At 57.1% G+C, this 25,752-nt stretch carries 23 protein-coding genes and 1 pseudogene; 12 read left to right on the top strand and 12 right to left on the bottom strand.

Going from position 1 to position 25,752, the window contains the following annotated elements:
- Positions 1-49 precede the first annotated feature (49 nt).
- The 3 genes from AC2TCY_RS18960 to AC2TCY_RS18950 are packed head-to-tail and all read left to right on the top strand — an operon-like array spanning position 50 to position 4,189.
- On the top strand, positions 50-1,420 hold the full coding sequence (locus tag AC2TCY_RS18960; RefSeq protein WP_480849781.1) for an FAD-dependent oxidoreductase: 1,371 nt from the start codon (positions 50-52) through the stop codon (positions 1,418-1,420).
- On the top strand, positions 1,417-2,808 hold the full coding sequence (locus tag AC2TCY_RS18955; protein ID WP_480849779.1) for an MmgE/PrpD family protein: 1,392 nt from the start codon (positions 1,417-1,419) through the stop codon (positions 2,806-2,808). Before AC2TCY_RS18960 ends, AC2TCY_RS18955 begins: the two co-directional genes overlap by 4 nt.
- Positions 2,798-4,189, top strand: coding sequence for a dihydroorotase (locus AC2TCY_RS18950; protein WP_480849777.1), 1,392 nt, complete (start codon positions 2,798-2,800; stop codon positions 4,187-4,189). The genes AC2TCY_RS18955 and AC2TCY_RS18950 overlap by 11 nt, the downstream gene beginning before the upstream one ends.
- Positions 4,190-4,270: 81 nt before the next feature.
- Here the strand turns inward: AC2TCY_RS18950 and AC2TCY_RS18945 are convergent, their stop codons facing one another.
- Complete coding sequence (locus AC2TCY_RS18945) at positions 4,271-5,608, bottom strand: nitroreductase family protein (RefSeq protein ID WP_480849775.1); 1,338 nt, start codon at positions 5,606-5,608, stop codon at positions 4,271-4,273.
- A 191-nt stretch (positions 5,609-5,799) separates the two neighbouring features.
- On the opposite strand from AC2TCY_RS18945, the gene AC2TCY_RS18940 reads away from it, so the two are divergent.
- The 5 genes from AC2TCY_RS18940 (at position 5,800) to AC2TCY_RS18920 (ending at position 10,949) form a co-directional block, all read left to right on the top strand.
- Positions 5,800-6,813 (top strand): TRAP transporter substrate-binding protein, encoded by a 1,014-nt coding sequence (locus tag AC2TCY_RS18940; RefSeq protein WP_480849773.1) that lies wholly within the window; start codon positions 5,800-5,802, stop codon positions 6,811-6,813.
- 63 nt (positions 6,814-6,876) lie between these two features.
- Positions 6,877-7,386, top strand: a complete 510-nt coding sequence (locus tag AC2TCY_RS18935; RefSeq protein ID WP_480849771.1) for a TRAP transporter small permease subunit — start codon at positions 6,877-6,879, stop codon at positions 7,384-7,386.
- Positions 7,387-7,431: 45 nt separating this feature from the next.
- Positions 7,432-8,742 carry a TRAP transporter large permease gene (locus tag AC2TCY_RS18930; RefSeq protein ID WP_480849770.1) on the top strand — a complete coding sequence of 437 codons (1,311 nt, stop codon included), beginning with the start codon at positions 7,432-7,434 and terminating at the stop codon, positions 8,740-8,742.
- Between the two features lie 14 nt (positions 8,743-8,756).
- Positions 8,757-10,145 (top strand): MmgE/PrpD family protein, encoded by a 1,389-nt coding sequence (locus AC2TCY_RS18925; protein ID WP_480849768.1) that lies wholly within the window; start codon positions 8,757-8,759, stop codon positions 10,143-10,145.
- Positions 10,146-10,352: 207 nt separating this feature from the next.
- Complete coding sequence (locus AC2TCY_RS18920) at positions 10,353-10,949, top strand: DDE-type integrase/transposase/recombinase (protein WP_480849766.1); 597 nt, start codon at positions 10,353-10,355, stop codon at positions 10,947-10,949.
- Between the two features lie 233 nt (positions 10,950-11,182).
- Here the strand turns inward: AC2TCY_RS18920 and AC2TCY_RS18915 are convergent, their stop codons facing one another.
- Complete coding sequence (locus AC2TCY_RS18915) at positions 11,183-12,079, bottom strand: AraC family transcriptional regulator (RefSeq protein ID WP_480849764.1); 897 nt, start codon at positions 12,077-12,079, stop codon at positions 11,183-11,185.
- A gap of 163 nt (positions 12,080-12,242) precedes the next feature.
- Between AC2TCY_RS18915 and AC2TCY_RS18910 the strand changes: the two genes are divergently transcribed.
- Genes AC2TCY_RS18910 through AC2TCY_RS18895 form a run of 4 tightly spaced genes read left to right on the top strand, consistent with a single transcriptional unit; the run spans position 12,243 to position 16,596 of the window.
- On the top strand, positions 12,243-13,058 hold the full coding sequence (locus AC2TCY_RS18910; protein ID WP_480849762.1) for an SDR family oxidoreductase: 816 nt from the start codon (positions 12,243-12,245) through the stop codon (positions 13,056-13,058).
- 22 nt (positions 13,059-13,080) lie between these two features.
- Entirely contained in the window at positions 13,081-13,920 is an 840-nt protein-coding gene (locus AC2TCY_RS18905; RefSeq protein ID WP_480849760.1) for an SDR family NAD(P)-dependent oxidoreductase, read from the top strand.
- A gap of 35 nt (positions 13,921-13,955) precedes the next feature.
- Positions 13,956-14,417 (top strand): (2Fe-2S)-binding protein, encoded by a 462-nt coding sequence (locus AC2TCY_RS18900; RefSeq protein WP_480849758.1) that lies wholly within the window; start codon positions 13,956-13,958, stop codon positions 14,415-14,417.
- A 1-nt stretch (position 14,418) separates the two neighbouring features.
- Entirely contained in the window at positions 14,419-16,596 is a 2,178-nt protein-coding gene (locus AC2TCY_RS18895) for a xanthine dehydrogenase family protein molybdopterin-binding subunit (protein ID WP_480849756.1), read from the top strand.
- A 101-nt stretch (positions 16,597-16,697) separates the two neighbouring features.
- Here AC2TCY_RS18895 and AC2TCY_RS18890 read toward each other — a convergent pair.
- From AC2TCY_RS18890 to AC2TCY_RS18845, 10 genes and pseudogenes are all read right to left on the bottom strand, one after another.
- Positions 16,698-17,378 (bottom strand): annotated as a pseudogene (locus tag AC2TCY_RS18890) (IS6 family transposase).
- A gap of 365 nt (positions 17,379-17,743) precedes the next feature.
- Positions 17,744-18,595 (bottom strand): cupin domain-containing protein, encoded by an 852-nt coding sequence (locus AC2TCY_RS18885; RefSeq protein WP_480849754.1) that lies wholly within the window; start codon positions 18,593-18,595, stop codon positions 17,744-17,746.
- A 21-nt stretch (positions 18,596-18,616) separates the two neighbouring features.
- Complete coding sequence (locus AC2TCY_RS18880) at positions 18,617-19,171, bottom strand: TetR/AcrR family transcriptional regulator (RefSeq protein WP_480849752.1); 555 nt, start codon at positions 19,169-19,171, stop codon at positions 18,617-18,619.
- A gap of 30 nt (positions 19,172-19,201) precedes the next feature.
- Positions 19,202-20,281 carry a Gfo/Idh/MocA family protein gene (locus tag AC2TCY_RS18875; RefSeq protein ID WP_480849750.1) on the bottom strand — a complete coding sequence of 360 codons (1,080 nt, stop codon included), beginning with the start codon at positions 20,279-20,281 and terminating at the stop codon, positions 19,202-19,204.
- Between the two features lie 24 nt (positions 20,282-20,305).
- Positions 20,306-21,145, bottom strand: coding sequence for a carbohydrate ABC transporter permease (locus tag AC2TCY_RS18870; protein ID WP_480849748.1), 840 nt, complete (start codon positions 21,143-21,145; stop codon positions 20,306-20,308).
- Between the two features lies 1 nt (position 21,146).
- On the bottom strand, positions 21,147-22,088 hold the full coding sequence (locus AC2TCY_RS18865; RefSeq protein ID WP_480849746.1) for a carbohydrate ABC transporter permease: 942 nt from the start codon (positions 22,086-22,088) through the stop codon (positions 21,147-21,149).
- Complete coding sequence (locus AC2TCY_RS18860) at positions 22,088-23,152, bottom strand: ABC transporter ATP-binding protein (RefSeq protein ID WP_480849744.1); 1,065 nt, start codon at positions 23,150-23,152, stop codon at positions 22,088-22,090. Before AC2TCY_RS18860 ends, AC2TCY_RS18865 begins: the two co-directional genes overlap by 1 nt.
- Positions 23,149-24,084 (bottom strand): ROK family protein, encoded by a 936-nt coding sequence (locus AC2TCY_RS18855; RefSeq protein ID WP_480849742.1) that lies wholly within the window; start codon positions 24,082-24,084, stop codon positions 23,149-23,151. Before AC2TCY_RS18855 ends, AC2TCY_RS18860 begins: the two co-directional genes overlap by 4 nt.
- Positions 24,074-24,874 (bottom strand): 6-phosphogluconolactonase, encoded by an 801-nt coding sequence (locus tag AC2TCY_RS18850; protein ID WP_480849740.1) that lies wholly within the window; start codon positions 24,872-24,874, stop codon positions 24,074-24,076. The genes AC2TCY_RS18855 and AC2TCY_RS18850 overlap by 11 nt, the downstream gene beginning before the upstream one ends.
- Positions 24,871-25,746, bottom strand: a complete 876-nt coding sequence (locus AC2TCY_RS18845; RefSeq protein ID WP_480849738.1) for a sugar phosphate isomerase/epimerase family protein — start codon at positions 25,744-25,746, stop codon at positions 24,871-24,873. The genes AC2TCY_RS18850 and AC2TCY_RS18845 overlap by 4 nt, the downstream gene beginning before the upstream one ends.
- Positions 25,747-25,752 lie beyond the last annotated feature (6 nt).

The raw sequence follows: 25,752 nt of genomic DNA, 5'->3' as shown, positions 1-25,752 counted from the left end.
CCACGCTTTGTCGTGCGTGGCCTCAATTTTCTAGCTTCAAGGAGAGCCCATGGCCAATGATGTGGATTTCTTGGTAATCGGAGCAGGTGCCTGCGGTTTATGTGCGGCGATTGCCGCATCAGATGCCGGTCTGACTACCGCTATTGTCGAAAAGACCGACCGGCCCGGCGGCAATTCCGCCCTCAGCACCGGGTCCGTTCCTGCGGCTGGAACCCGTTTCCAGAAAGAGGCTGGGTTGAAGGATGATCCTGAAACCTACTTCCGCGACCTGATCGCCACAGCCGGCGAAACCGACGACGAGGCGCTTGTGCGACGGATGACGGACATTTCGGCGGAAACCGTCGAATGGCTGGTCGACACTGTTAAGGCGCGGATCGAACTCGTCACTGCTTACAAGCACATCGGCCATTCCGTACAGCGCCTGCATGCGCCGAAATCTCGCCGCGGCATCGACCTGGTCAACGATCTTGTTCGCGCGGTCGAAGAGCGTGATATTCCGCTGGCGGTGGGCAACAGCGTCAAGCGATTGATCATTGAGGATGGCGCAGTCCGAGGCGCTGTCGTGGACACTGGCGATGGCGAGCCTGTGGAGATCCGCGCCGCCGCGACACTGCTGGCCTTGAACGGATTTGGCAACAATCGGGCGCTTGTCGAGCGGTTTTGCCCGGAGATTGCGGCAGCCCAGTATTTTGGCGCCGCAGGCTCCGATGGCGAGGCCGTGGAATGGGGCGAAGAACTGGACGCGCAATTTGACAATATGGCGGCCTATCAGGGCTATGCCGCTGTCGCAGATCCACATGGCAGCATCCTATCCTGGACGACGATCGAAAAAGGCGGTGTTCTGCTGGGTGAGAATGGCGAGCGGTTCGGGGACGAAAGCCTTGGCTATTCTGGCTATGCCAAGAACGTACTGGCACAGGGAAAATATGCCTACGCGATTTTTGACAAGCGTATCTTCGACATCGCCATGCAAGAAGAAGAATTTGCCGAACTCTATGAACATGGTGGGCTGAAGCAGGGTGACACCGTGGCTGAAGCCGCTGCCGCCCAAGGGTTGGACGGAGCTAGAGCCGAGGCGTCGGTCGCCGCGTATCAGGCGGCCGTCAAGGCCGGCGGCTCCGACAGCTTTGGCCGCACGAATTTTGGGATCGCCCCATTGCAGGCGCCGTTCTATTCTTGCCGGGTCGTGCCCGCATTATTCCACACCCAGGGCGGACTGCATGTTGATGCCGACGCCCGGGTCCTGCGCAATGATGGCACACCGGTTCCCGGTCTATTTGCAGGTGGGGGCGCGGCCGCCGGCATCTCCGGGCGCGCCGGGGCCACAGGATATGCGTCAGGCAACGGCTTATTGACCGCCGTAGCATTGGGAAGGCTGGCCGCGCTTGCCGCAGCCGTGGACCTGAAGGCTCTCGCATGACTTTGCTTGAGCGATTGTTGGACAAGGTGGCGTCGATCACGGAACTGCCATCTAAGGTCGAAAGCTGCGCTGCTTTGCATTTGATGGATATCGTCGGTGTAGGGACGGCGGCGGCCACCACATTGGCCGGGCGTCCCTGGCTGCATTATGCCGAACAACACATGTCTCCTAATGGCTTGTCCACGGTTCTCGGACTCGACGGTGGTACGGTTCCAGCGGAGGCCGCGCTGGTCAACGGTGGGCTGATGCATTCGCTCGAGTATGATGATACCCACACCGGTTCGATCGTGCATGGCAGTTCGGTTCTGGCGGCCACTGCGCTGGCCATGGCCGAGGCTACCGATTGCTCAGGTTCGAAGATGATCCGTAGCTACGCGATCTGGTACGAGGTGCTCATCCGCATCGGACTTTCCGCTGCAGGTGGGTTCCAAGGCAGGGGCTTTCAGGTCACCTCCGTCGGCGGTGCCTTGAGCGCAGCTGCAATATCAGCGGACCTGCGCGGGCTCGATCGCGAAAGCACAGGAAACGCCATCGGCATTGCCCTGTCGCAGGCGTCGGGCGTTTTTGCTTTCCTGTCGAACGGAGCAAATGTGAAATCTATGCATCCCGGCTGGGCCGCCCATGCCGGAATCAAGGCCGCCGAGTTGGCCGAAGCCGGGATCACAGGCCCCGACCGTCCTTTCGATGCTCCCTACGGCCTGTTCAGTGTTTTCGCCGGGGATCGCGCCGCCGCAGGGCGTTTCGAGCAAAGCCTCGACGATCTCGGCTCCAAGTGGCACCTGTTGGATGCGGCTTACAAGTTCCTGCCTTGCTGTCACTACATCCATCCGTTTGTTGAGGCTGCGCAAATCCTGTCCGACGGAATTGCCCCGGCAGACATCGAAGAGATGTGCTTTTTTGTGCCACAAGGAGCTGCGGCCATCATATGTGATCCTTGGGAAGCCAAGATCCGCGCAGAGGGGCATCAGGCGCGTTGGAGTCTACCAGTCGTGACCGCGATGCAGATGGTTGAAGGCGCGGTCGGCCTTGATCAATTCGACCGTCCGGTGGCCGACGGAGTGCATGATCTGGCCGCACGGAGCACTTGGGAGATTCTGGAAGACAGCGCTTTTCCAGTCAAATTTGACGCCCGGTTATGCCTGCACCTGAAAAATGGCGAAAAACACAGCCATAGTATCGATGATGTGTTCGGTAATTATACGCGCCCACCATCCGAAGCAGCGATCCATCAGAAATTCGAAAACAATGTTAAGCGAATGGGGGGTACGACCGGCGCGACGAGCCTCGTAGCGCCTCTTTGTAACCTCACTCGCCTGCCGACCCTCGAGCCGGTGACGCGGAGTCTGCGCGCTGCCGCTAGTAACATGGAGATATCTTATGTCCTATGATCTTATCATCAGAGGCGGTGAAGCGGTCTTACCGGATACTGGCAGGACGCGTTGCGACATCGGTGTGACGGACGGAAAGATCACCGCGATCCTCGAGCCCGGCACCGAGGCCCGCGCTGTCAAGGAACTGGTCGCGGACGGAAAAGTCGTTTTGCCCGGCGTCATCGATGGTCATCTCCATCTCGGCCACGGAAAGGACATCTCGCGCCCTCGTGTGGCGGAAGATGCGGCCCGCGAATCTGCGGCGGCGGCGATTGGTGGGGTCACTTGCATGATTCCCTACCTGTTGAGCAGCGATCCCTATGAGAAGATTATCGAAGACGTGATCGAGGTTACCGAGGCCGGGGCGCGTATCGACTTCGGTTATCACTTCATCATCTCGACCGAAGACCAACTCGCCTCGGTGCCCAGCTATATCGTTGATCACGGCGCGCCAACGCTGAAAATATTCATGAACAACCGTGGCGGCGAAGGCGAACGGCTCGGTCTGCCCGACATCGATGACGGTTATCTCTTTCGGCTTGCCGAGGCGGCTGCTGAACACGGAGGCATGGTCAATCCGCACCCGGAAAATATCGAAGTGGCCTGGGTTATGCGGGAGCGGACGATGAAAGCTGACCCGGACGGGACCGGCGGCCTTGACTCGTGGGATGCTTCCCGCCCGGGATTCATTGAGGGTGAGGCGGTGCAGCGCGCCTCTTATATTGTAAACCAGGCCGGTGCGCCGCTCCACGTTGTGCATACCTCGTCGGTCGAAGCGGTGGAGGCCGCGCTAACCCGGCGGGCATCTGGCGATACGGTTTACCTTGAAACCTGTCCGCAATACCTGACGCACGACACTGACTGGGAGGGTGGGGTAGTCGGCAAGATCAACCCTCCGCTGCGCCGCGCCGAACATTGTGAGCGCCTGTGGCAGGCGATCTTTGATGGAGACATCGACACGGTTGCCACCGACCATGTGCATCGCGACATCAGCAGCAAGAATGGAGGTATCTGGAAAGCTTCACCCGGTTGCCCCGGGATGGAAACGCTGCTGCCTGTCATGTTGAGCGAGGGCTATCACAAGCGCGGGTTGCCGTTGGAGCGGGTGGTGGAACTGCTGTCTGAAAATCCCGCTCGCCTCATGGGGCTATCGCATCGCAAAGGGCGTATTGCGCCAGGGCTCGACGCTGACTTTGTCCTTGTAGACCTGGACGCGGAACGCGAGTTGCGGCGCGAAGATGTTGTTTCCTCAGCGGGTTACTCGATCTACGAGGGCTGGTCGCTCAAGGGGGTGGTTACGGACACCTTCGTGCGTGGTCGGCATGTCGTTGTCGACGGAACACTCGTCCAAGATGCCGTTGGGAGCGGCTGTTACATGCACCGCAAGCTGGACTTCTGACATACCGCGCCAGTGTGGCGCAGGCCCAGAAATACTTGTGAGGCAGGAGCATGGTTCCTGCCTCACTCACATCTGCACCATTTAACTTTTCCGTCCCAGCACCGCGTAGATCCGGCGCCGGTACCGCGGCCATCCCCGGCTGACTTCGGTGTCATGTGTCGCCTCCGCACCGATTCCAACCGCGTCCGCGACTTTGAACCGGGTCCCGATCATCTCTGCCAGGCGCCGCGCTGTCAGCGGCGTGAATGGCCCCTGAAGTGGCACCTGTCCGCGACTTTCCTCTTGCTGCCACAAACGCCCGTATCGAGAGCACAAATTCCGGCTGCTGGCCAGAACAGCCCCACCCGGTTTCAAAATGCGCTGGACTTCATCAAGAACTGTCTCGGGATCCGGCATCTGTTCCAGAACTTGTGGCATGTAGACGGCGTCGAGAGCAGCATCTTCGAACGGTAGGCGCCCTCCGGCCCAAAGGTGATAATCCGAAGGACGCGCGCCCAGCCCCTCGTTTTCGAGGCGGGTGCGGATGAATTCGAGATTGTGCCGCGACAACTCCACGATTTCCAGCCGAGCAGTCTCGGGCATCGCTCTGCGCAGAACGACGGTCGACGTACCGCCCCAACCCATCAGTTCGGCTACCCGGGCCGAGGCGGGCAGCTCGGGCATAATCTCCATGTCGCATTCGAAAGCCATACCGTTGCGCTGAGAACGGTAAACCCCCGCCAGCGGCGACTTGGCCCAGACAGCGAAGGCCCGGTAATCGGCAAGCTGCGCCCAGCTCCAGCGCGTAGGGTCCCATTCCGCAAAGGGGTTGTCGTCATTCCCGATCTGCGCCATCGGGTAAGCTTCGGCGGGCTTGGCCGGATAGATCGTGTGAGCCGGACGGACAAACCGGTTGACGGACATTATGCTGTCGGGATCGCGGCGCGGGGCCTTGAGACGCGGTGCGTCCGTTCGGGCACGCCCGATCGCCAGTGCACCTTGAATCTCGAACAGTGACGGCACACCAAGCATATCGCGCAATGCAGAATCCGACCCAATCCCGGCGTTCCAGATCGTCGCGAAGCCGCGCAGATGTGCGCTGAGAATCATGTGGTAGCCGGCAGCGGCGACCGACTGGATCACCGAGTAATTGCGGTGCGCCCAGCCTTTCTGGAAACACAGGTAAACCAGTGCACCGCATTCGGCGAAATGTGGGTTGCCTCCCGCAATCCGAGCAGCCTCTTGTAGAAGAGTGCGATCGGTCACGATTACAAAATGCCAGTGCTGCTGATTACAGGAGGATGGGGCTTGGGTCCCGTCCGAAACGATCTGTCGCAAGACGGCTACATCTATACTGCTTCCATCAAATGCGCGGCAGGATTGTCGTTCCGCAATTTTTTTAAGGATGTCGGTCTGCAATGTGTTGTCGGAATTCCCCATGAATTACAGGCCTCTTTCTTGTTTTTTCATTCTCATCGGATTATTGAGCACGTTTTATCGCACTTTTGTAGAAAGTAAACTGTTGACAGATTGCAGATTTGAATGCAATTTGCCCAAAGCAATAAGATGAAGGGCTAGACACGTCGTTCGCGGCACAACCAAAGCAATTCAAGACAAGGACCAATGAACTCATGAAACTGAATACACTGGTGCTCGGCGCCGTCTCAGCTATCGCTCTCGGATCGGCCGCCCAAGCCGCCGACTATCGACTGAATTGGGGTCACTACCTCGCAAACGGTCCCTTCCTTGAAGTCGAACAGCAATTCATTCAGGCGGTCGAGGAACGCAGTGAAGGCCGTGTCGAATTCAATGTGGTCTATTCGGGCGGCCTCGGCTCCGGCGGTGAACTTTTGCCTCTCGCCGGTCGCGGTGCCATTGACCTGGCTGCCGTCGTGCCCGGCTACTATGCCGACCAGCTGCTATTCGCCAAGGCTCTGCAGCTGCCCTTCGTCTTCGACAGCCCGGCCGAAGCGATCGCCGTGGCGGAGTATTCCTATAACAACATCCCGGCGTTTGAAGATGAGTTGAAGCCGCTGCGCGTGCGTCGACTGTTCCACCAACCGATTGGTTCGTATTACCTCGCTGGCCCTTCTGATGAATGCAAGACCGTCGAAGGCCTGCGGGGCAAAAAGGTTCGAACCTTCGGTTCCGACATTCCTAAAGTAATGGCCGCTGCCGGTGCCGTTCCGCAATCGGTGGGCGCGGGCGATCAATACGAAGCGCTTGAGCGCGGAACGCTCGACTATGCATTCGTCAATATCGGCAACATCGAGGCTCTGCGCCTAAGCGAACCCGGCCCAAACCTGTGCGGCCCTGGCATTTCCATTTCGGGCCACATGATCGTCATCGGCGAACGCGCATGGCAGCGTCTGCCTCAGGACATCCAAGAAATCTTCTTGGAGGAAGCGAGCAAAGCGCAGCAACGCTACGTGGAATGGGTCGACGCGAGCGAAGCTGCAGCCGCTGAACGGCTGGTCGACGAAGGCGTGACAATTCACACGTACACCAACGAACAGATCAAGTCGTGGCACGCCGCCGCACCCGACATTCTTGAGGCATGGGTCCAAGAACTGGAAGGCCGAGGTCACGGTGAAGCAGCCGCAGCCGCTGCAGAGGCTTGGCGCGCGCAGACCGCCGCAGAATAGTCGACGAGCATAGATTGTAACGGGGGCTGCCCAAACGCCCTCGTCCATCAATGGAGGAGTCCGATGCTAGACAAAGTACAAAATGCCTTGGAGAAACTTGCGTTCTTCGCAGTTCTCCTCGGCGCATTAGGGCTTCTAATCTCCATGTTTTTCGGGGTTGGGGATGTTGTTGGCACTTTGTTCAACCATCCGTTGCCCGGCGCCCTTGAGGTCACAGAAAGCACGATGGTGTTGATCGTCTTTGGCGGTCTGGCCCTTGGCCAGATTCGCCACCGGCACCTACGAGTTGAACTGGCGTACCTGAAAGCCGGACCTCGGCTGCGGTCTGTCATGGACGTGGTGGCCTCACTGGCCGGAATTCTCTTTTTTAGTCTGCTGCTCTGGCAAAGTTACGACGAAGCCATGTTCAGCTATGCCATCTCGGAAAAAACATCCGGCCTTGTGCGGATGCCGCTTTGGCCCGCCCGCTTTGCCCTCGTCGGCGGCACCGCGATTATGATCCTGCAACTCGTCCTCGATCTGATCCGGAATATCGTCAGATTTGGTGTCGAGAAGGAATTCGAGCTCGGCTGAACCGACGAGTTCTTCCCTGCTCCTATAGTTAAAAGGAAGCAAACTTTGCTTGATCCAGCCTCAGCCGCTCTCCTTGTTATCGGCCTCGTCGCTTTTCTCCTGCTGTTCGGCGCGCATATCGGTGTGTCGTTGGGCCTGGGAGGTCTTCTGGGGATGTATCTGACCGCCGGGCCTGACGCGTCGCTCGCGCAGTTGGCGACCGTTCCATTCAGCACAACCAACTCCTTCACGTTGGCGGTAATCCCTCTGTTCATTCTGATGGGGTCGCTCGCGACCCAAGCCGGGCTGACAACTGAACTCTACCGCGCTGCCTACAACTGGATCTCGCGCTTGCCCGGTGGCCTGGCCATGACCACGACCATCGGCTCGGCTGCTTTTGGCGCGGCCTCCGGCTCAACCATCGTGAACGCGGCTGTTTTCACTCGCATGGCGATGCCGGAAATGACCGCCTTGGGTTATGACAAGAAACTCAGCGCAGGGGCCATCGCCGCTTCTGGCACGCTGGCTGCAATGATCCCGCCAAGCGTTTTGATGGTCATCTACGCGCTGATCACCGAACAATCGGTCGGCCGGCTGCTGGTCGCAGGACTCGTACCTGGCGTTCTGACAGCTCTGGTCTTCCTCGCTGGCATATACGTAATGGTAAAGCGCAAACCCGAAATCGCGCCTATGCCGACCACCCCGATTCCGATGTCCGAAAAGCTGGGATCGCTCAAGAACGTTTGGGGCATCGTCGCTCTCTTCACGCTGGTCATCGGCGGCATCTACGGTGGCTACTTTGTGCCGACCTATGCCGGCGCTGTCGGTGCATTCGGGGCCTTCCTGATCGTTTTCCTGAAACGCCGGAGCCAAGGGCCAGTGCTGGCGGAAACCTTTCGCGACGCCGTAGTCACCTCTTCGACCATCTTCACGGTGATCATCGGCGGTATGCTCTTTGCGCGCTTTCTTACCTACACCGGCCTGGTGACCTCTATTTCAGAGATCGTACTGGCCTACGAGCTTCCCCCATTTGCCTACCTTCTGGCTTTTGCGCTGCTCTTCCTCGTCCTCGGCATGTTTATTGAGCCGATTGCGATCATGATCATGACCTTGCCAGTCATGTTCCCGGTAATGACCGAGGTCGGCTACGACCCCATTTGGCTGGGGGTCATCGCGGTGAAGATGGCGGAGATCTCACTGATTACGCCACCGGTTGGTCTCAATGTCTACGTCGTACGATCAGCCTCACCCGTGCCACTGCAATTGGGCGACGTGTTTCGAGGGGTGACGCCGTTCATCTTCATGGAAGTGTTGATCCTGATCCTGTTGATCCTATTCCCCGAAATCGTGACCTTTCTGCCATCAATGGCAGCCTGAGGCGGAGCACTGCCATGAACGTTCTACCGGAGCAAACCGCTGATGCGCTCGAAAGATTAACCGAATTCACTTCGGCGCTTACCTGGACAAAAGTGCCTACAGAGATCCAGCGTCGCGCAGGGCTGATCTTCCTGGATGACTTTGCCGCAATGGTCGCCGCGCGAAATGAGCCAGAGCTAATCGCCTTGCGCCAACAGTTGGCGGGAAGTGCCGGCACCGGAATGTCCAGTGTTTTCGACGGATCGGGCGACCGGCTAGATCGATATAGTGCAGCGCTCGGCAATGGCGCCGCGGCGGATTGGTGTGAACTGGACGGCGGGTTCCGCCCTGTTGTCTGCCATGCTGCTCTCTACTGCCTGCCAGCCATATTGGCGGAGGGAGAAGAGACGGGCCGGACGTTGCAGGAAATGCTGTTGGCACTGGTCGTTGGCTACGAAACAGTCGCCCGGATCGCTATGTGCTATTCCTTTCCGCATTTGCGGCTTCATCCCCACGGTGGCTTAGCAACGATAGGTGCCGCCGCCTCAATCGCCAAGTTGAGAAGGCTCTCTGGGTCGGACGCGGCACTGGCCATCCAGACAGCGTCGACCATGGTCTTACCGGGGCCTTTCAATCATGCCGTTGAAGGAGCATTGGTCCGAAACGTGTGGCCCGGTCTTTGCGCCCAAATGGGTTTGCGCGCCGTCGATTGGTCGAGCGTCGGCATTTCCGGCACATCCAACAGCCTTGACCTCGTGCTCAGCAATATCTTGGGGGCGACCTCGACGCCACCTGCCCTCGACAATGCGCTCGGGGTAGATTGGGCCATGGCCCACGGATATCACAAGATGCACGCGTGTTGCCAATACGGACACTCTGCGGTCGAGGCTATTCTTTCGGCGCTGCAGCCGACGGGACCTCTGTCGGCGACGGACGTGCAGCGCATCGAAATTGAAACTCATGCACATGGGCTCAAGCTCGACAATGCGGCGCCAAAAACGACGCTGGCAGCAAAATTCTCGATGCAACATATTGTTGCCGCGACAGCGGTCTTTGGAAACGCTGGCGCGCCAGCGTTTCATGCTGACACACTTTTGAATCCCGACTTGGCCGCTCTGCGTGCCCGCGTCGTTCTGAAATCGTTTGTACCGGAAATGCAGCCTCCCAATGATCGACCTGCCCGCGTCTGCGTGACACTTTCAGACGGGAGCAGCCTGACCGGGGAATGCCTTAGCGCACCTGGCGCCGCAGATAAGCCGTTTTCGACCGAGGCAATTGTGGGAAAGGCAAGGAGTAACCTTAGCGTGGCGTACCCCGCAGCACTGGACGTCTTGCGCGGATTGCCAACCGCGGATTCAACTCTGCTCGCGAAAAGTTGGGCTAAACTTGTCGAGAAATTCAGCACAAGAGTGGTGTCACGTTAACTCTCCCGCCCAATGAGATTGAAGGTGTCGCAAACTCTGGACTTTGATTGACTAGAATGCCTCTATCGGTGCCGTTTGCCGCCACAAACACAATGAGCAAGCTTTAGTTTGTTCTCCTTCAAGGGCGCGCACTTCCCAATGACGCGATCCTGTATGCCGTATTTTTTTCTCCGGTACACGGCGTCCTATCGTGATTTGGAAGAGATCATGGCCGAACGCGGTGTGCGAGGTGACCGCTCAACTTTGATTGAATGGGTTGTGAAGTACCCGCCGACAGTCGCTGCACGGACGCAATCTAGAACGCGCCCAACACTGAAATCCCGGCGTATGGACGATACCCGTCTACTGTTCGTGACAGACAAGTGGATGTACCACTATCGAGTGGTCGACAAAGCGGCAAGCGCCCTTGATTTCGTGCCGTCGGAGCGAAGAAGTAGTCCGGTTGCAACCAAGTTCTTTGCCAAAGCACTGTCAACAAACGGAATCCCAGACAAGATCGTTATCAACAGAAGCAGGGCCAATACGGCAGGTTTTCATGAGATAAACAAAATCCTGAACCGTTCCGGTTGTCCGACCAAAAGTGCAGACGATCAGGTCCAATTACGTAAACAACATAGTGGAATAGGATCACAATTTTACTGGTCGGCGCATGCGACACATGTGTGGGTTCAAACCCTCGCTTCTGCGTCGGCTACCCTGGATGGTATCGAAGTCGCCACCATGAGCCGTCGAGGCAACTCCGTGAAGCGACAAAGTTCGGCTTTCGACTATTTCGACAATTGGCGGGATAGGTGTGCCGGGTGAAATGATAGAACAGGCCGTTCCAAAAAGATTGCGGCATATCGGATTGCTTTCGTAGGCGGAAAGTGGAGTTTCGCCGCGTATGTACGATGTACTCGCTTTCAAAAAACTCGTATCCGTTCAGGTTTTGGATCGCAAACAATGAAGCTGGTAGGCAAGTACATCCAGACAGGCCAAGACCATCCCCACCTGCCATTATTAAAAATGCGAAATAGGGGTCTTGCTGTTTTTCACATTCACGAAACGGCAATGAGAGGAGAGGCTAATTTTTCGTCACTGGGAGAGAGGCCGAATTTGCGGGAGTATTCCCGGCTGAACTGGGTCGGGCTCTCATATCCGACTTCGAACGCCGTTGACGCAACGGACTGGCCGCCGGTAATCAAAAGCCGCCGAGCCTCCAGCAGGCGCAGTTCTTTCTGGTATTGCAGCGGCGTAGTCGAGGTCACCGACTTGAAATGCCCATGAAAGGCCGACGGGCTCATCCCGGATTCGGCCGCCAGATCGGCGACCGGGATGGGCCTGCGAAAATCACTGCGGATGAGGGCAATGGCCTTGGAAATCCGGCTGGCCGGGCTTTCGTGTTGAAGCAGCTGGCGTAACATGCCGCCGTGTCGAGCACGCAGCAGGCGGAAATGGATTTCCCTCATCACCAGCGGAGCCAGCGCATGTGCCTCGACCGGATCGCGCGACAGCCGGAAAAGCCGAGCCACCGCGTCGACCAAAGCCGCGTCACTGGCTGCAACATCCAGAGAATGCAGATTGCGTTCCGTTTCTTCCATTTCACCGATCTCGTCACACAGGCTGCGTGCCAATGCCAGATCCAGCCTTAGGGCAAGCGAAGTATATGGGGCCTCGGGGCTGGACTGGATAACCGCTGCGTCCACCGGAACCGCATGGCTGACGATCAGGGTCTGGCCCGCGCAATAGCGGATAACGCGCCCGCCCATATGCGCCTCTTTCGCACCCTGAAGCACCAGACACATGATGGGTTCGTAAAAGGCTGCCGAGCAGGCGGTCGTCCCCAGATTGCCAAAGGCATATAGACCGTCAACTCCCGTCTCGCACCCAGTTCCCAAGGCGCCTTGCGCTTTCACGTGGTTGAAAACATCGGTTACCAGATCTTGCGGTATCATCGGCGGGCCTCCCATTGTCAAACAAATATAGGTGGGACAGTGCGGATCATGAACTCAAAAACCCGCGCATTTGGAGGATTAGGCAGATCATTCGGAGGATAAGGCAAGGCGGGATGCGGCCCTGTTGCTAGTTAAATAGACACAAACGAAGCAGGAGTTCCCCATGCCTCAGACCATACTCATCACCGGCGCGTCTACTGGTATCGGCAAGGCTACGGCCCGGTTTTTTCTGTCAAAAGGCTGGAACGTTATCGCCACGATGCGCAACTCGGAGGACGGTCAGGAATTCGAAGCCGCCGAAAATGTGATTGTCGCTGCGTTGGATGTGACCAAACCAGATACGATTACCGCAGCCGTTGCCGAAGGGATCGCGAGATTTGGCGGCATTGACGTACTTCTGAATAACGCAGGCTACGGGGCCTATGGCCCGTTGGAGGCGTTTTCGATGGCACAGATCGAACGGCAGTTCGACACCAACGTGATCGGGTTGCTGGCAGTGACTAAAGAGGTGCTGCCTCATTTTCGCGCCCGTAAGTCAGGCACCATCGCCAATATCTCTTCTATCGGCGGCCAGATGACCTTCCCGCTAGGCACTCTTTATCACGGTACAAAATTCGCCGTGGAAGGCCTCTCCGAAGCGCTGCATTTCGAACTTGAGCCTTTTGGTGTGAAGGTCAAAATCGTCGAGCCCGGCATGATCAACACGGATTTCGGCGGACGGTCGTTCGAATTCGTGGTGGATGAGACCATGGCTGAATATCTGCCTACTGTCGCAGGGATGCAGGCGGCCATGGGAACCTACGCCGCTTCGCCGTCCGAGCCCGACCTAGTGGCCGATGTGATCTGGAACGCAGTGACGGATGGCAGCAAGCAACTGCGTTATCGCGCTGGTGCAGATGCCGAAGCGCTTTTGGACGCGCGTAAGGCGCAGGACGATGACACTTTCATCACTTCATTAAAGCAAAACATGGGGCTTTAGCCCCTGACAGGGAGGACGCCAAATGTACACACAAACACTCGAACACGGTGGATTAGCCGTCGTAACCGGTAGCGCAAGTGGAGTCGGTCTGGCGGCGGCGGAACGTTTTGCCAAGGCCGGGCTGGGCGTGGTTCTGGCCGATCTGCCAGGCGAGGCGCTCGACAACGCAGCCGCCCGAATTACCGAACTGGCATCTGAGGGAGCAACGGTTCTGTCCGTTCCCACCGATGTCAGTGACGCGGCTGCCGTTGGGGCGCTGGCAGACGTCGCCTTCGCGGCCGGTGAGGTCGCGGTTCTGATGAACAACGCGGGTATCGGCCGCCTCAGCGGCAGTTGGACCAACCCCGAAGCCTGGCGGGCAACGATCGAGGTCAATCTTTTTGGTGTGATCAACGGCGTGCAGGCTTTTCTACCCCGGATGATGGCCGCAAACCGACCCGGCGTCGTCATCAACACCGGATCAAAACAGGGGATCACCACGCCACCCGGCAACCCGGCCTACAACGTATCAAAAGCCGGGGTTAAGGTCCTGTCCGAGATGCTGGCCCACGACCTTCGCGAATCCAAAGCCCCGATCTCAGCGCATCTTTTTGTACCGGGTTTCACTTATACCGGCATGGTCGCCCGTCATATTCCCGAAAAGCCGGCCTCCGCCTGGACTTCAGACCAGACGGTCGATCATCTGATCGACCGCATGTCTGCGGGAGATTTCTACATTCTGTGCCCTGACAATGACGTAACGCCCGAACGCGACAGATTGCGGATTGAATGGGCCTTGGGCGACATCCTTCAAAACCGTCCCGCATTGTCGCGCTGGCATCCCGATTTCGCGGATGCTTTCGCAAAACACGAACAATCCTGAGCCAAAACAATCAGCCAAAAGGGAGGCCCACAGCCGTGGCAATATCTCTGAAACTCAACGGCCAGACACATTCTGTCGAAGCCGAGGCCGGAACCCCGCTTTTGTGGGTGATCCGGGATGAACTGAAACTGACCGGTACCAAATTCGGCTGCGGCGTGGCATCCTGCGGGGCCTGCACCGTGCATTTGGACGGAGAGCCCGTGCGCTCCTGCCAGACCTATATCGAAGATTTGGAAGGCTCCGAGGTCACCACGATCGAAGGATTGAATTCCAACGTGTCGGCAGCAGTTCAGGCGGCCTGGGTCGAGCTGGACGTGGTGCAATGCGGGTACTGCCAGTCAGGGCAGATCATGTCTGCCGTTGGCTTGCTCAGCGAGAACCCCAGACCGACCGTCGAAGAAATCGACGATTACATGAACGGCAATGCCTGCCGCTGCGCCACCTATCAGCGTATCCGCGCCGCTATTCAGCGCGCATCCGAAATCATGGAGGCCTGAAATGATACTCAACCCATCCCGCCGCGGTTTTCTGAAAGGCGCTGCTGCAACCGCCGCAGTTCTCTATGTTGGCACCCGCCCGAACGGATCGCTCGCCGCCGGGTCCGCGCCCGCGCACCTCAATCCCTTCGTCAAAATCGACGCTGATGGCACCGTAACGGTTATCGTCAAGCATTTCGAAAAAGGGCAGGGGCCCGCCACGGGCCTGACCACGCTGATTGCAGAAGAACTGGGTGTTTCGATGGAGGACATCCAGTACGAATTCGCCCCCTCCGACCCTTCCATTTATAACAACCTGGCCTTCGGGCCATTTCAGGGAACCGGCGGGTCGACCGCCATGGCCAACTCTTTCCTGCAATACCGGCAGGCCGGTGCTGTTGCGCGCGAAATGCTTATTGCCGCCGCAGCGCAGGACTGGGGTGTCGCCCCGGACGTGTTGGTGATCGAAGACAGTGTTATCAAGGGGGCCGGGCGCTCTGCGCCGCTGGCCGATTTCGTAGGGGCGGCTGCCCAACTGGAGGTTCCAGCAAAACCACGTCTCAAGGACGCAAGCGATTTTCGTCTGATCGGCAACGCCTCGGTTCGCCGCAAGGATTCACTGCCCAAAACAAATGGCACCGCAAAATACGCGATGGATCTGCACCTGCCGAACCAGATGGTTGTGGTCATCGCCCGCAGCCCGCGCATGGGCAGCGTCGCTGTAGGTTTCGATGACACAGAGGCCAAGGGTGTGAAGGGGTACATTCGCGCCGCTGTTCTGCCCAACAAAGCCGGTGTGGCGGTCTATGCCGAAGACACGTGGTCCGCGCTTCAGGCGCGTGAAGCCATCTCGGTGGACTGGGATTTCTCGGCCGCTGAAAACCGGAGCTCCGATCAGATTCGCGACGAACTGATTGCTGCTGTGAATGCCGATCCGCAGTTTAACGTGACCGGTGCGGATCAGAACGCGACCGCCGCATTGATCGACTCGGCGGCGAAGGTGGTCGAGCAGACTTTCTATTTCCCTTTGCTGGCGCATGCCCCGATGGAGCCGTTGACCTGCACGATCGAAGCGGATCAGGACGGTGGCGTCACCCTGCATGACGGGGCACAGATGCCCACCGGCCCGCACATGGCGATGGCGGAAATCTTCCAGTTGCCGATGGAAAAAATCCGCATCAACACGATGTTCGCGGGCGGCTCCTTCGGGCGGCGGGCAACGCCCACTGCGGATTATCAGGTCGAAGCCGCGCTGGCCTTTGCCATGACTGATCGCTCGCGTCCGGTGAAACTGGTTTGGTCGCGCGAGGATGACATCACCGGCGGATACTACCGCCCCGCCGTGGCGCATCGCGTCCGCGCAGGGCTGGACGGGGAAGGTAATATCATTGGTTGGGATCACCGGATCGCCGCGCAGTCAATCATCAAAGGAACCGCCTTTGAACCGATGTTGGTGCATGACGGAGTCGATCACAGCTCAGTCGAGGGTGTTACTGAAAATCCCTATCAAATCCCCGGTCAGTTTATCGGATTGTCCGATGTGGCAAAGGCCACGACAGTTCTTTGGTGGCGGTCGGTCGGGCATACTCACACGGCTTATGTGATGGAAAGCATGATTGATGAGGCCGCACGGGCAGCAGGCCGCGATCCGGTCGAGTTCCGCATGGCACTTCTGCAGAACGGCGGCAAGGATCAGGATCGGCTTGCCGGTGTCCTTAACCTCGCCGCCGAAAAAGGCAACTGGGGCAACGCACCCGACGGCCGCAGTCAGGGGATCGCCGTACACAAGAGCTTTGGCAGCTACGCCGCAGAAGTCGTCGAAATTTCGGGCACGGCTGAGGATGGCGTCAGGATTGATAAGGTCACTTGCGCTGTGGACTGCGGTCTAGCGGTGAACCCAGATGTCATCAAGGCTCAGATGGAGGGAGGTATCGGCTATGGTATCGGTCACGTGATGCGCGATGAGATTACTCTGACGGGAGGTGTGGTGGATCAATCGAATTTCCCCGACTATGAACCCCTGCGCATCGGTGACATCGCAGCGATTGATGTTCATATAGTTGCCTCAGCAGAACCTCCGACCGGTGTCGGTGAACCCGGCACACCGCCTTCTGCCCCAGCACTGGCAAACGCCATCGCGCAACACGGACCGCGCGTCACCCAATTGCCGATGAACACCAACGGGGTCGACTTTTTCTGATGCCTCATCAGCGCCGGAGTGTTATCTCCCGGCGCTGAGTTTTCTGGGGATCTGTTACGAAGTTTTGAACGCAACGCGTCGTTTCAGTGATTGGATCGTGCTTAGGCAGCCAGTTCGGCGAATTGTTTGAAAGAACAGATTCCGGGCGAGAATTGGCCTTTGCGGACCATCTGTACCACTTCGATTCCGTCGAGCGTTGCCGCCGCTGAAGCGAAGGTCTTGAACCCCAGCATTGGCCGTGTGCGCCTCTTGGTGAAACAGTCGTCCTGTTCAACGATGTTGTTCAAGTATTTCCGCCTCACCATCTTCATTGGTATCGGGCAGCCGAAGCTCTTCAGCATTTTGTTGATGGCCTTGAGGCCCGCGGTATTGGCGCCGCTCTTGTCGATCACAATCTACGTCGGCAAACCATTGGTCTCCAACATCCGAGCGAAAAACTTCGTGGCGGCTGGCTTGTTTCGGCTTTGGGAAAGCATGAAATCAGGTGTCCGGCCTTACTTATCGAATGCGCGGTAGAGATACACCCACGCTCCTTTCACGCGGATGTAAGTCTCATCCATTCTCCAGGAGCGGTCACATAGACGATTGCGGCGTCACTCTGTCTCTGCAATCGCGCCGGAATACCGTGTGACCCATCGGTTCAGCGTGGTGTGATCAATAGAAACGCCTCGCTCGCGGATGATCTCTTCCAGATCCCGTTTTGGCACGCCGTATCGGACATAGAAAATCATCGCGAACAGGATCACTTCCCTGGGATATTGTGCAACTTTGAAAGAGATCATGGGCTGACTTTCGACTTGACGATATCGAAATTCAATCATCCGCTGGCGATGCGGGCGTCAATGGCCCAAAACTTGCAGCGGATCCCTATGGATTCAATGGATCAGGATGGCTAGTCTTCTGCGCGGGGGAGATTGGGAAGGGTACGACGCCTTGCCACTGATTTGAGTATTGACGCCGCAGTTTGCTGAGAACGTAGGATAATTGACCCAATAAAGACGCTCACTCTGGTCGTTCCAATAATTTTCGACACGCCCCTTTTTTCATAAGAACGCTTACCTGAACCCAACAAAATACGCATCGGCCCAAAAATTTTGATGGAACCCGTACCGAAAATCGTACTTCGGTCCGGGTTCCAATTCACCAGTTAAAGTTCGGGCGCAACGCCAAACACAAACTTTGTCGGGGTGGCGCTGGTGTTGTGGTATTGATGTTCGAACCCTTCAGGAACAAAAAAGCCGTCACCGGGCTTCAGTTCGAACCACACTTGCCCATCTGCACCGGGCGCATAAACATTCAGGATGCCCTCCGTCACGTACAGACATTCGTCACCCTTATGTGTCTCCATTACTGTTTTGTGACCCGGCAATACTGTCATCTCGCCCGAGGTCAGATGCTCGGTCGAGCAGAATATGCGCGTGAAGGCTCCGTGGCTTTCCGCATCCAGCGTCCAGATGGCATCTGCTGGCGAAACCGGGATTATGGTGCGCTCCGCTTTTTGTTCCTCAAGACCCATCGGCCAGTTCCCCAGCCATTTGTCCTGACAGTAACGGCTGTCTGCAGGCTCCAGAAACGGTTTTGTTCGTGCATAGGGGCCCGACGTTCCCTGCGACGGGGGCGGCGAAAAATACTCCAGGATACGAACCTGATCGTTCCCGAGATTGAAGCCGTGGTGCCAGGTGCCGGCACGGAAGAACAGCGTGTCGCCAGGTTTGGCGACGTGAAACTCACCGGTTTGCGGGTTAGCAAGGCCAAACGTCCCACTGATGACGTACATCAACTCGTCGGCACCAAAAATCGTGCGAAAGCTCTCGCTGTGGGTAAATTTCCCGCCGGGTGCCAGCCCAAAGAGCAACTGGTGAATTTTGTCGGTTGAAGCATAGATCCAGTCATCGACCTGACCAGCGTCCGGTTCGCCCCAAAGGTGTCGGGTGACATCTTCGTAGGCGATCTTGCTCGGCTGATCAAAGGTTGGCCGCGGTGAGGCTTTGTATCCCATATTTACTCCATTTCAGGCGATTTAATCACCAGTCGTCATGGCGATGAGTCTTTCGATCACATCGCGTTTCATTTGCGGGTTCAGTTTCATTACGTCGAAAGCTTCGGCCAGCCACATGCCTTCGGCGGCCAGCCGGATGATGGTTGCCAGAACCGGGTCCAGCCCGTCATTTTCAACACCGTGCTGGCACCGAATATTCTGTTGCCGCACAATCTCGAGATAGTCCGGGAAGGATGACAGGGCAGTCGTAATCGGAGCGCCGAGCCGATCGAAATCTGCTCCGGTGGTAGCCGCCCCGCCAAAGGTCGCGCGCAGATAGGCCCTTGAAAACCGGCCCTTATCCGTGTCGTCGGCTTCTTTCAGCTCGTCGATACCGTTTTCGAACCTGGACACGAACTGCTCGACCATCGCCTTGATCAGCTCATTCTTGCTGGCAAAGTGATAGAGAATGCCGCCTTTGCTGAGACCGGACACCTCTGCGACTTTGTCGAAGGTCAGGCTGCTGACACCGTTCTTCGCAACGATGTCTTCGGCGGTTTTCAGAATAAGGGTTCTGGCGTTCGGTTTGCGTCCCACTTCGGTCTCCCTGAATTGAAGGCAACTTTCCTAGCTGCGATTCATTGCTTCGGCAATCTGCGCCAGCAGAACAAGATCTTCGCGCGAATCTGACAGAGATGTCTTGGGCGTCGTGCCCTCGGTCACATGGCCGTGGAACACGTCGAGCTCGACCTGAAAAGGGTCAAGGAAGTCCGGACCGTGCAGCGTGGTTCTGGTTTCGTCGTCATCAGACGTGACCACTTTCAGTTGGGTCGGCAGGTTTCGGATATATGGCGTGTCATAGCTGACCTCGAGGTGTTGGCGGTCAGACAGCACGTCGATCCGCGCTTCAAAGCGGGCAATATTGTCGATCATGGCCTCGTAAACTGCCAGGAAAGGGCCGTAATCAAACACCACAACGATCGATTCACCGCCCTGCCGCCAGTTGGCGGAGATCACACGTTTTGGCAGACCAATCAATTCGCGCATTGCCGACAGCGAATGCGACGACAGTCCCGTCAGCACCTGATACGCGCGTTTCAAACCGTCCGGTGCGTCCTCTCCGACAACTGTGCGTAGCAGGGCATCCGTTTCGGCCCTCCCCTGTGCGATGATCTCGGGATCAACGTCGCTGGAATAGTGAATCCGACGCGATTGCCCGATGAAGAACGGCCCTTCAGCAATCAGATCGCGAACCCGTACCGTGCGGATTTCAGAAGGATCCGGCATCATGTCCCTGGCCTTGATAAACGGCCGTGAGTAGCGGCGCATATAAGCGACGAAGAGTGTTTTGTTGCTCTGCTCTGCCAACGGCGCTGCCGCGTCGATTTCGCCTACGGTCAGGCACGCAGGTTTCTCCAGAAAGATGTGCTTGTCGGCTTTCAGCGATAATTCCAGTAGGCGGCCATGCGTGTTGTCCGGCGTCAGAATGAAGACAGCGTCGATATCCTGGTCGGCTATCAGCGCTTCTGCGCTCTCGAATGCTCTGGCGGTGGGGTAGCGCGCGCAGGCGTTGTCGATTGCGCTTTGTGATACGTCGAAGACACCCGCGATGGTGAAATTGTGGGCGTTATCCGCCAGGATCGGCAGGTGCATCAACTGACTTACTTCACCAAGTCCGAGGATGCCGACGCGAATGGGATTTGTCATATTATTCTCCGATGAGATCGAGGGTCAGCCTTTTACCGCACCTGCTGTAAGGCCAGCCATGATGCGCTTCTGGAAGATGAGGGCGAGTATAACCAGCGGGACGGTAACGATCGTCGACGCCGCCATGATCGCGCCAAACGGTGTCTCAAAGCGACTGTCGCCAGAGATAAGGGCGATAGCCACCGGAACAGTCCGGTTTTCGTCCGTAAGGATGAAGGTCAACGCGAACATAAACTCGTTCCATGCGGCGATGAACGCCAGCAGGCCGGTAGAGATCATGGCCGGGACCATCATCGGCAGGAAAATGTGAGTAAGGATTCGCAGCGGTGAACAGCCGTCCATGATCGCTGCCTCTTCAACCTCTTTCGGAAGGTTGCGCATGAACGCCGTCAATACCCAGATGTTGAACGGCAGCGTGAAGATCATATAGGCCACGATCAATGAGCCGATATGGTTGTACAGCCCCAGCCAGGTGATCAGTTCAAACAGGCCGGACAGCAACGCGACCTGAGGGAACATAGATACTGCAAGGACTGTCATCATGATCGAGCTGCGGCCGCGAAAATTAACGCGGGCCAAAGCATAGGCCGCTCCAATGGCCAGTCCCAGCGAGATGAAGACGACCGACGTGGCCACAATGAACGAGTTCAGGATCGATCCGACAAAGACCTTGTCTTCCAGCATGATCTTGAAATTGGTCAGGTCGAAATCCGGCAGAAAGCTGGAGTCGAACAAGGCCTGGCTGGATTTCAGCGCGGATGCGATCATCCAGTAGAATGGAAACAGGGTGTAGAGTGCTACGACGCCGAACAGGACGTAAATCGCGATTATGCGGGCGCGCTTTGTACCTTTTCCTCTTACCATCTCAGGCCCCCATGGTTTTACGGTTGACGCGGAAGATGGTCAGATAAACGACCGTGATGAACGCCAGCAGGAAAAACACCGCAGTCGAGGCGGCCGAGCCGTAGCCCATTTCCTGAAAGTTCACCAAAGTTTCGCGCGCGTAGATCGATACCGTTTTGGTGTCGTCACTGTTGGCTGAAAGCACATAGGCCAGATCGAACATCCGAAGTGCATCGAGCATCCGGAAGAGTGCTGCCACCGCAATGCCCGGCCCGACCAGCGGCAAAGTGATCGAGGTGAATTGCTTCCACGCGGGCACACCATCGACGGCGGCCACTTCGTAAAGGTTGCGGGGCAGCATTGTCAGCGCAGCCAGGATCAGCAAAACCATGAAGGGCGTCGTGATCCACACGTCAACGGCAATGATAACAGGCATGGCAAGGCTGGCCTTGGCAGTCCATGCGATCCCGCGCTCGATCAAACCAAGATTGATCAGGATGTTGTTGATAACGCCAAACTGGTCGTGCAGCATCCATTGCCACATCCGGGCACTGACGACGACAGGGATAGACCAGGGGATAAGAATGATCGCCCGCATCAGGCCACGTCCGCGCAGGTGCGACGACAACAGCAACGCAATCGCCAGCCCCAAAGCGGTTTCAATCGTGACGGAGACACTGGTGAAAATCAGTGTATTGCCGACCGATTTCCACCAAAGGGCGTCCGTTGCAAGGGCGTAGTAGTTGTCGAGACCGACCAGCGAGTAGTCTCCCGGGAGGGTGAGAATGGCATCCGTAAAAGAGAAATAGATGGTCCGGACAAGGGGCCAGAGGGCGACGGCCGACAGCACAACCAGGCTGGGCAGCAGGAAAAGCCAGGCCGTCCGGGTTTTCTTGCGGGCCAGCACGCTGGGGGCGTCATCCGCCAATGTGGGTTCTGCGGGAATTTGCTCGGTCGCGGCCATCAGCCCAGCTCCCGCTTCGGCCAGATCGCTGTATCGTCAGCACCAAAGACATAAGAATTGGCAAAATTGGCTCCGACGGTGATCGTTTCATCTTCGGCAAAAGCCGGCATACCGGTGTGGCGCGCCACAAGCTTCTGACCGTCATGAAGTTGGAGGTGGACCAGTGCTTCTCCGCCCAAAGGCTCAACAAGAACCACTTTGGCACCAAAGTTGATGTCCGCTGGCCCAAACACAACGGACTCCGGGCGGATTCCGAAATTGACCGTGCCTTGGTGCAAGATCGGGAACTCGCGGCTCTCACCGGCGACCGTGATCTGTGTACCTTCCATTTCGGCCGTCAGAAAGTTCATTCTGGGTGATCCGATAAAGCCGGCGACAAACTTGTTGGCCGGAAACGAATAGAGTTCCATCGGTGATCCGACCTGAGCGACCTGACCGTCCTTGAGCACAACGATACGGTCGGCGAGTGTCATCGCCTCCATCTGATCGTGGGTCACATAGATTGTGGTTGCATCAAGCCGTTCGTGCAGTTTTGCGATTTCAACACGCATCTCCATCCGAAGGTCCGCATCCAGATTGGACAGCGGCTCATCGAACAGAAACAATTTCTGACTGCGAACCACTGCGCGCCCGATTGCGACGCGCTGTTGCTGCCCACCCGAAAGCTGGCTGGGTTTACGTTTCAAAAGATGTTCGATCTGCAAAATTTTGGCTGCGCGGTGCACCCGATCTTGAATCTCACTTTTCTCCATTCCGGCGGTTTCAAGCGCAAATCCGAGGTTTCTCTCGATATTGAAATGGGGGTAAAGCGCGTAGGATTGAAACACCATTGCGATGCCCCGCTTCGACGGTGGCACGTCATTTACACGATCTTCGCCAATCGCAAGGTCGCCGCCATTGATTTCTTCTAGGCCAGCGATCATCCGCAACAAGGTTGACTTGCCGGAACCCGATGGTCCGACGAATACGATGAACTCACCGGGGCGGACATCCAGATCAACGCCTTTGATTACGTCGACTCCACCGAATTTCTTCCGGATCTGCCTGAGCGTCAAAGAAGTCATTTGCTAACATCCTTTTCTTGAAGTTCGGCTAGAAAGACAGCGCCAATTGCAGCAGCGTTGCCGTTAAGATTGCTGGCGGCGATGGGCAGGTTGCGCGCGCCTTCCGCCCAGATAAAATCTCTCGTCCGCCGAGACAGACGGTCAAAAACATCTGGCCGAGTGCCCATTCCCCCACCAATCACCATCGCGGCAGGATCAAGAGTATTGATCAGCTGACCGAGATAGGATGAGAGGGAATCTATGACCTCATCGACTAATTTTCGGGCACCATCGTCATTTTGGCTGGCTTCGAACAGGTCCCGGGCCGAGAGATCCGGGTTGCCTTTCAACTCAGCATACCGTTCCCCTAGCGCCCGGCCTCCGGCAAAAAGTTCCAGATTAAATGGCGACAGGGTTTTGCACGTGTCGCATTGGGTCAGCAGATCACTGCCGGCAAAATGGAGGGCGTAACCGTTGGCTCCAGCATAAGGCTTTCCGTCGATCACCAGAGTATGGGCAATGCCCGTGGACAAGGTGACGTACAAAAACGGATCGGCATCTGCCAGCCTGGACAGGCGGCTTTCAGCGAAGGCCGCGGCGCGGACATCGCTGACAATACGAACAGGCAGGCCTAGATCGAATGCGGTCTCAGGTTCCAGACCCCGCCAATCGAAATTCCAGTCAGAAGCGGGCTGGCCATTGTTGTCGACAAGTTCCGGTACAGCTACCCCAAGACATTGAACTTTCTGATCTGTCTCAGAGCAAAGTGTTCGGGCAAGTTCAGACGCCTGATCCAGAACCGCCTGTCCCCCTTCGCGCCGGGCTGTTGGCCAGGTGATCGACTTGACCGGTGCCTGCATGTCTCCGTCGAAAAGGCACCCCAACATCTTAGTGCCACCGATATCGATGCCGATGCTGACGCCGTTTCGCTCTTTGCCATAATCAAGCGCCATTTTGCACCTTCCCGGCGGCAGCGCGATCAGCATGGATCGCCGCGCGTTTACAAACGCTGGCTATTGTGGCGGGCCAGCTCGGTTCATAGGCTTTCGCTCGGGTGATCCTTTGAAAGGCGTCCGTTTTGTCAGCACCCCAGAGGATCAATCCGACTTCATGGGATTGGTCTGCAATCGTTCCGATACCGACAGTCAATCCGTGTTCGGGCACGTCGTCGACGCTGCAAAATTCCGGAAACGTGCTGAGATTGTCGATCTGAGTTTGGCGGGCAAGCCGTACTACGCGCGTCCGGCTGGCACGCTCCGCACCGGGAGGATTAAATGCAATGTGCCCGTCGCCAGCGCCAGATGCGAGGATGAAGTAATCCACCCCGCCCGCATCAGCGATCTTCTGGTCATAACCCAAAGGGTCGGAAAGATCAGGCAGCCAAAGGTTCCGTGCTGGTATCTGACACGATTCCGGAAGGCTGGCATTTATGAGCCCCAGAATGTCCCGCTCACCGAAACCACGGCAGGAAAAATGCGCGTTTCGGTCCGGTAGCTTCTGATCATCATCATGGCCGAGAACGTATTCATCCATCATGACAATGATCAGGTTTGACAGATCCAGACCCTGTTGGGCTGCCTTGTCGGCCAACGCATTGTAAACGGGTTTAGGACTGCGCCCGCCCGGGCACCCAAGCAGAAACGGCTTGCCGTGCCCCTTGGCTTCCAAAAGCAAGAGGATACGATCTGCAATCGCTTCACCGGCCATCCCGGGAGTGTCATGTGTGAATACAGCGGCAGTCACAGCTTTGCCTCCGCGGATTGCGGAGTGGTCAGAAACGCCAGGTTTGATCTGGCGATCACTTCCGGGCTGCGGGGGTTTTCGTCCGACAGGTCCTGCTCGACAACAACAAGACCTTGGAAATCCGTCTTTTTCAGCGCGTCAACGACTGCCCTGATGTCGACACTTCCTTTATCCAGATCGGTCATTACGCCGATTTCAAACGCAGTGTCGCAGTGTATGTTTTCCGCGTGAACGCGATCCAGTACATCCGGATCGACGTTCTTCAGGTGAACGGCAGAAATACGGTTGCGATGTTTGTCGAAGAATGCAATCGGGTCAGCGTTCCAGTAGGCGTGATGCCCCGTATCCAGACACAGTTTCACCAGATCCGGATCGGTGTCATTCAGCAGCTTTTCGATCTGAAGTTCCGTTTCGACACAAGTTCCGACATGTGGATGGAACGAAAACTCAAGCTGGTGATCGCGGGCAATCTGAGCGGCTTCATTGACCTGAGTAACAACGTTTTTCCATTGCTCCGCAGTGACAACGCCCATTGCGTCCTTAGGATAAAACTCGGATTCGTCCATCAGAATGAATTGCGACGCACCGCAGGCAGAAAGCAGTTCGCACAATTCAGTCGTCTGCTGGCGCAGCTTCTCCATTGTTTCAATGTCGGCAAGTGTGTGTACATGCGCTGCGGCAACGATTTCGATACCCTTTGCCTGGACAGAAGACTTCAGTTCATCTGCACTGGTTGGTCCGAAACCCAAAGGGCCCAGTTCAGTTTGCCGGTATCCCGCCTCGTGGATTTTCGACAGATACTCTTCCCAGGTCAGAGTATTGCCTTCAGGCCAGTAGACACCCCAACAGCAAGGAGCAATCGCAAAATTCATCGCTAT

This window comes from Ruegeria sp. HKCCD7181 (genome assembly GCF_057221055.1).
The sequence above is the reverse complement of the archived record's forward strand: the minus strand, read 5'-3'. Positions and strand labels throughout refer to the sequence as shown.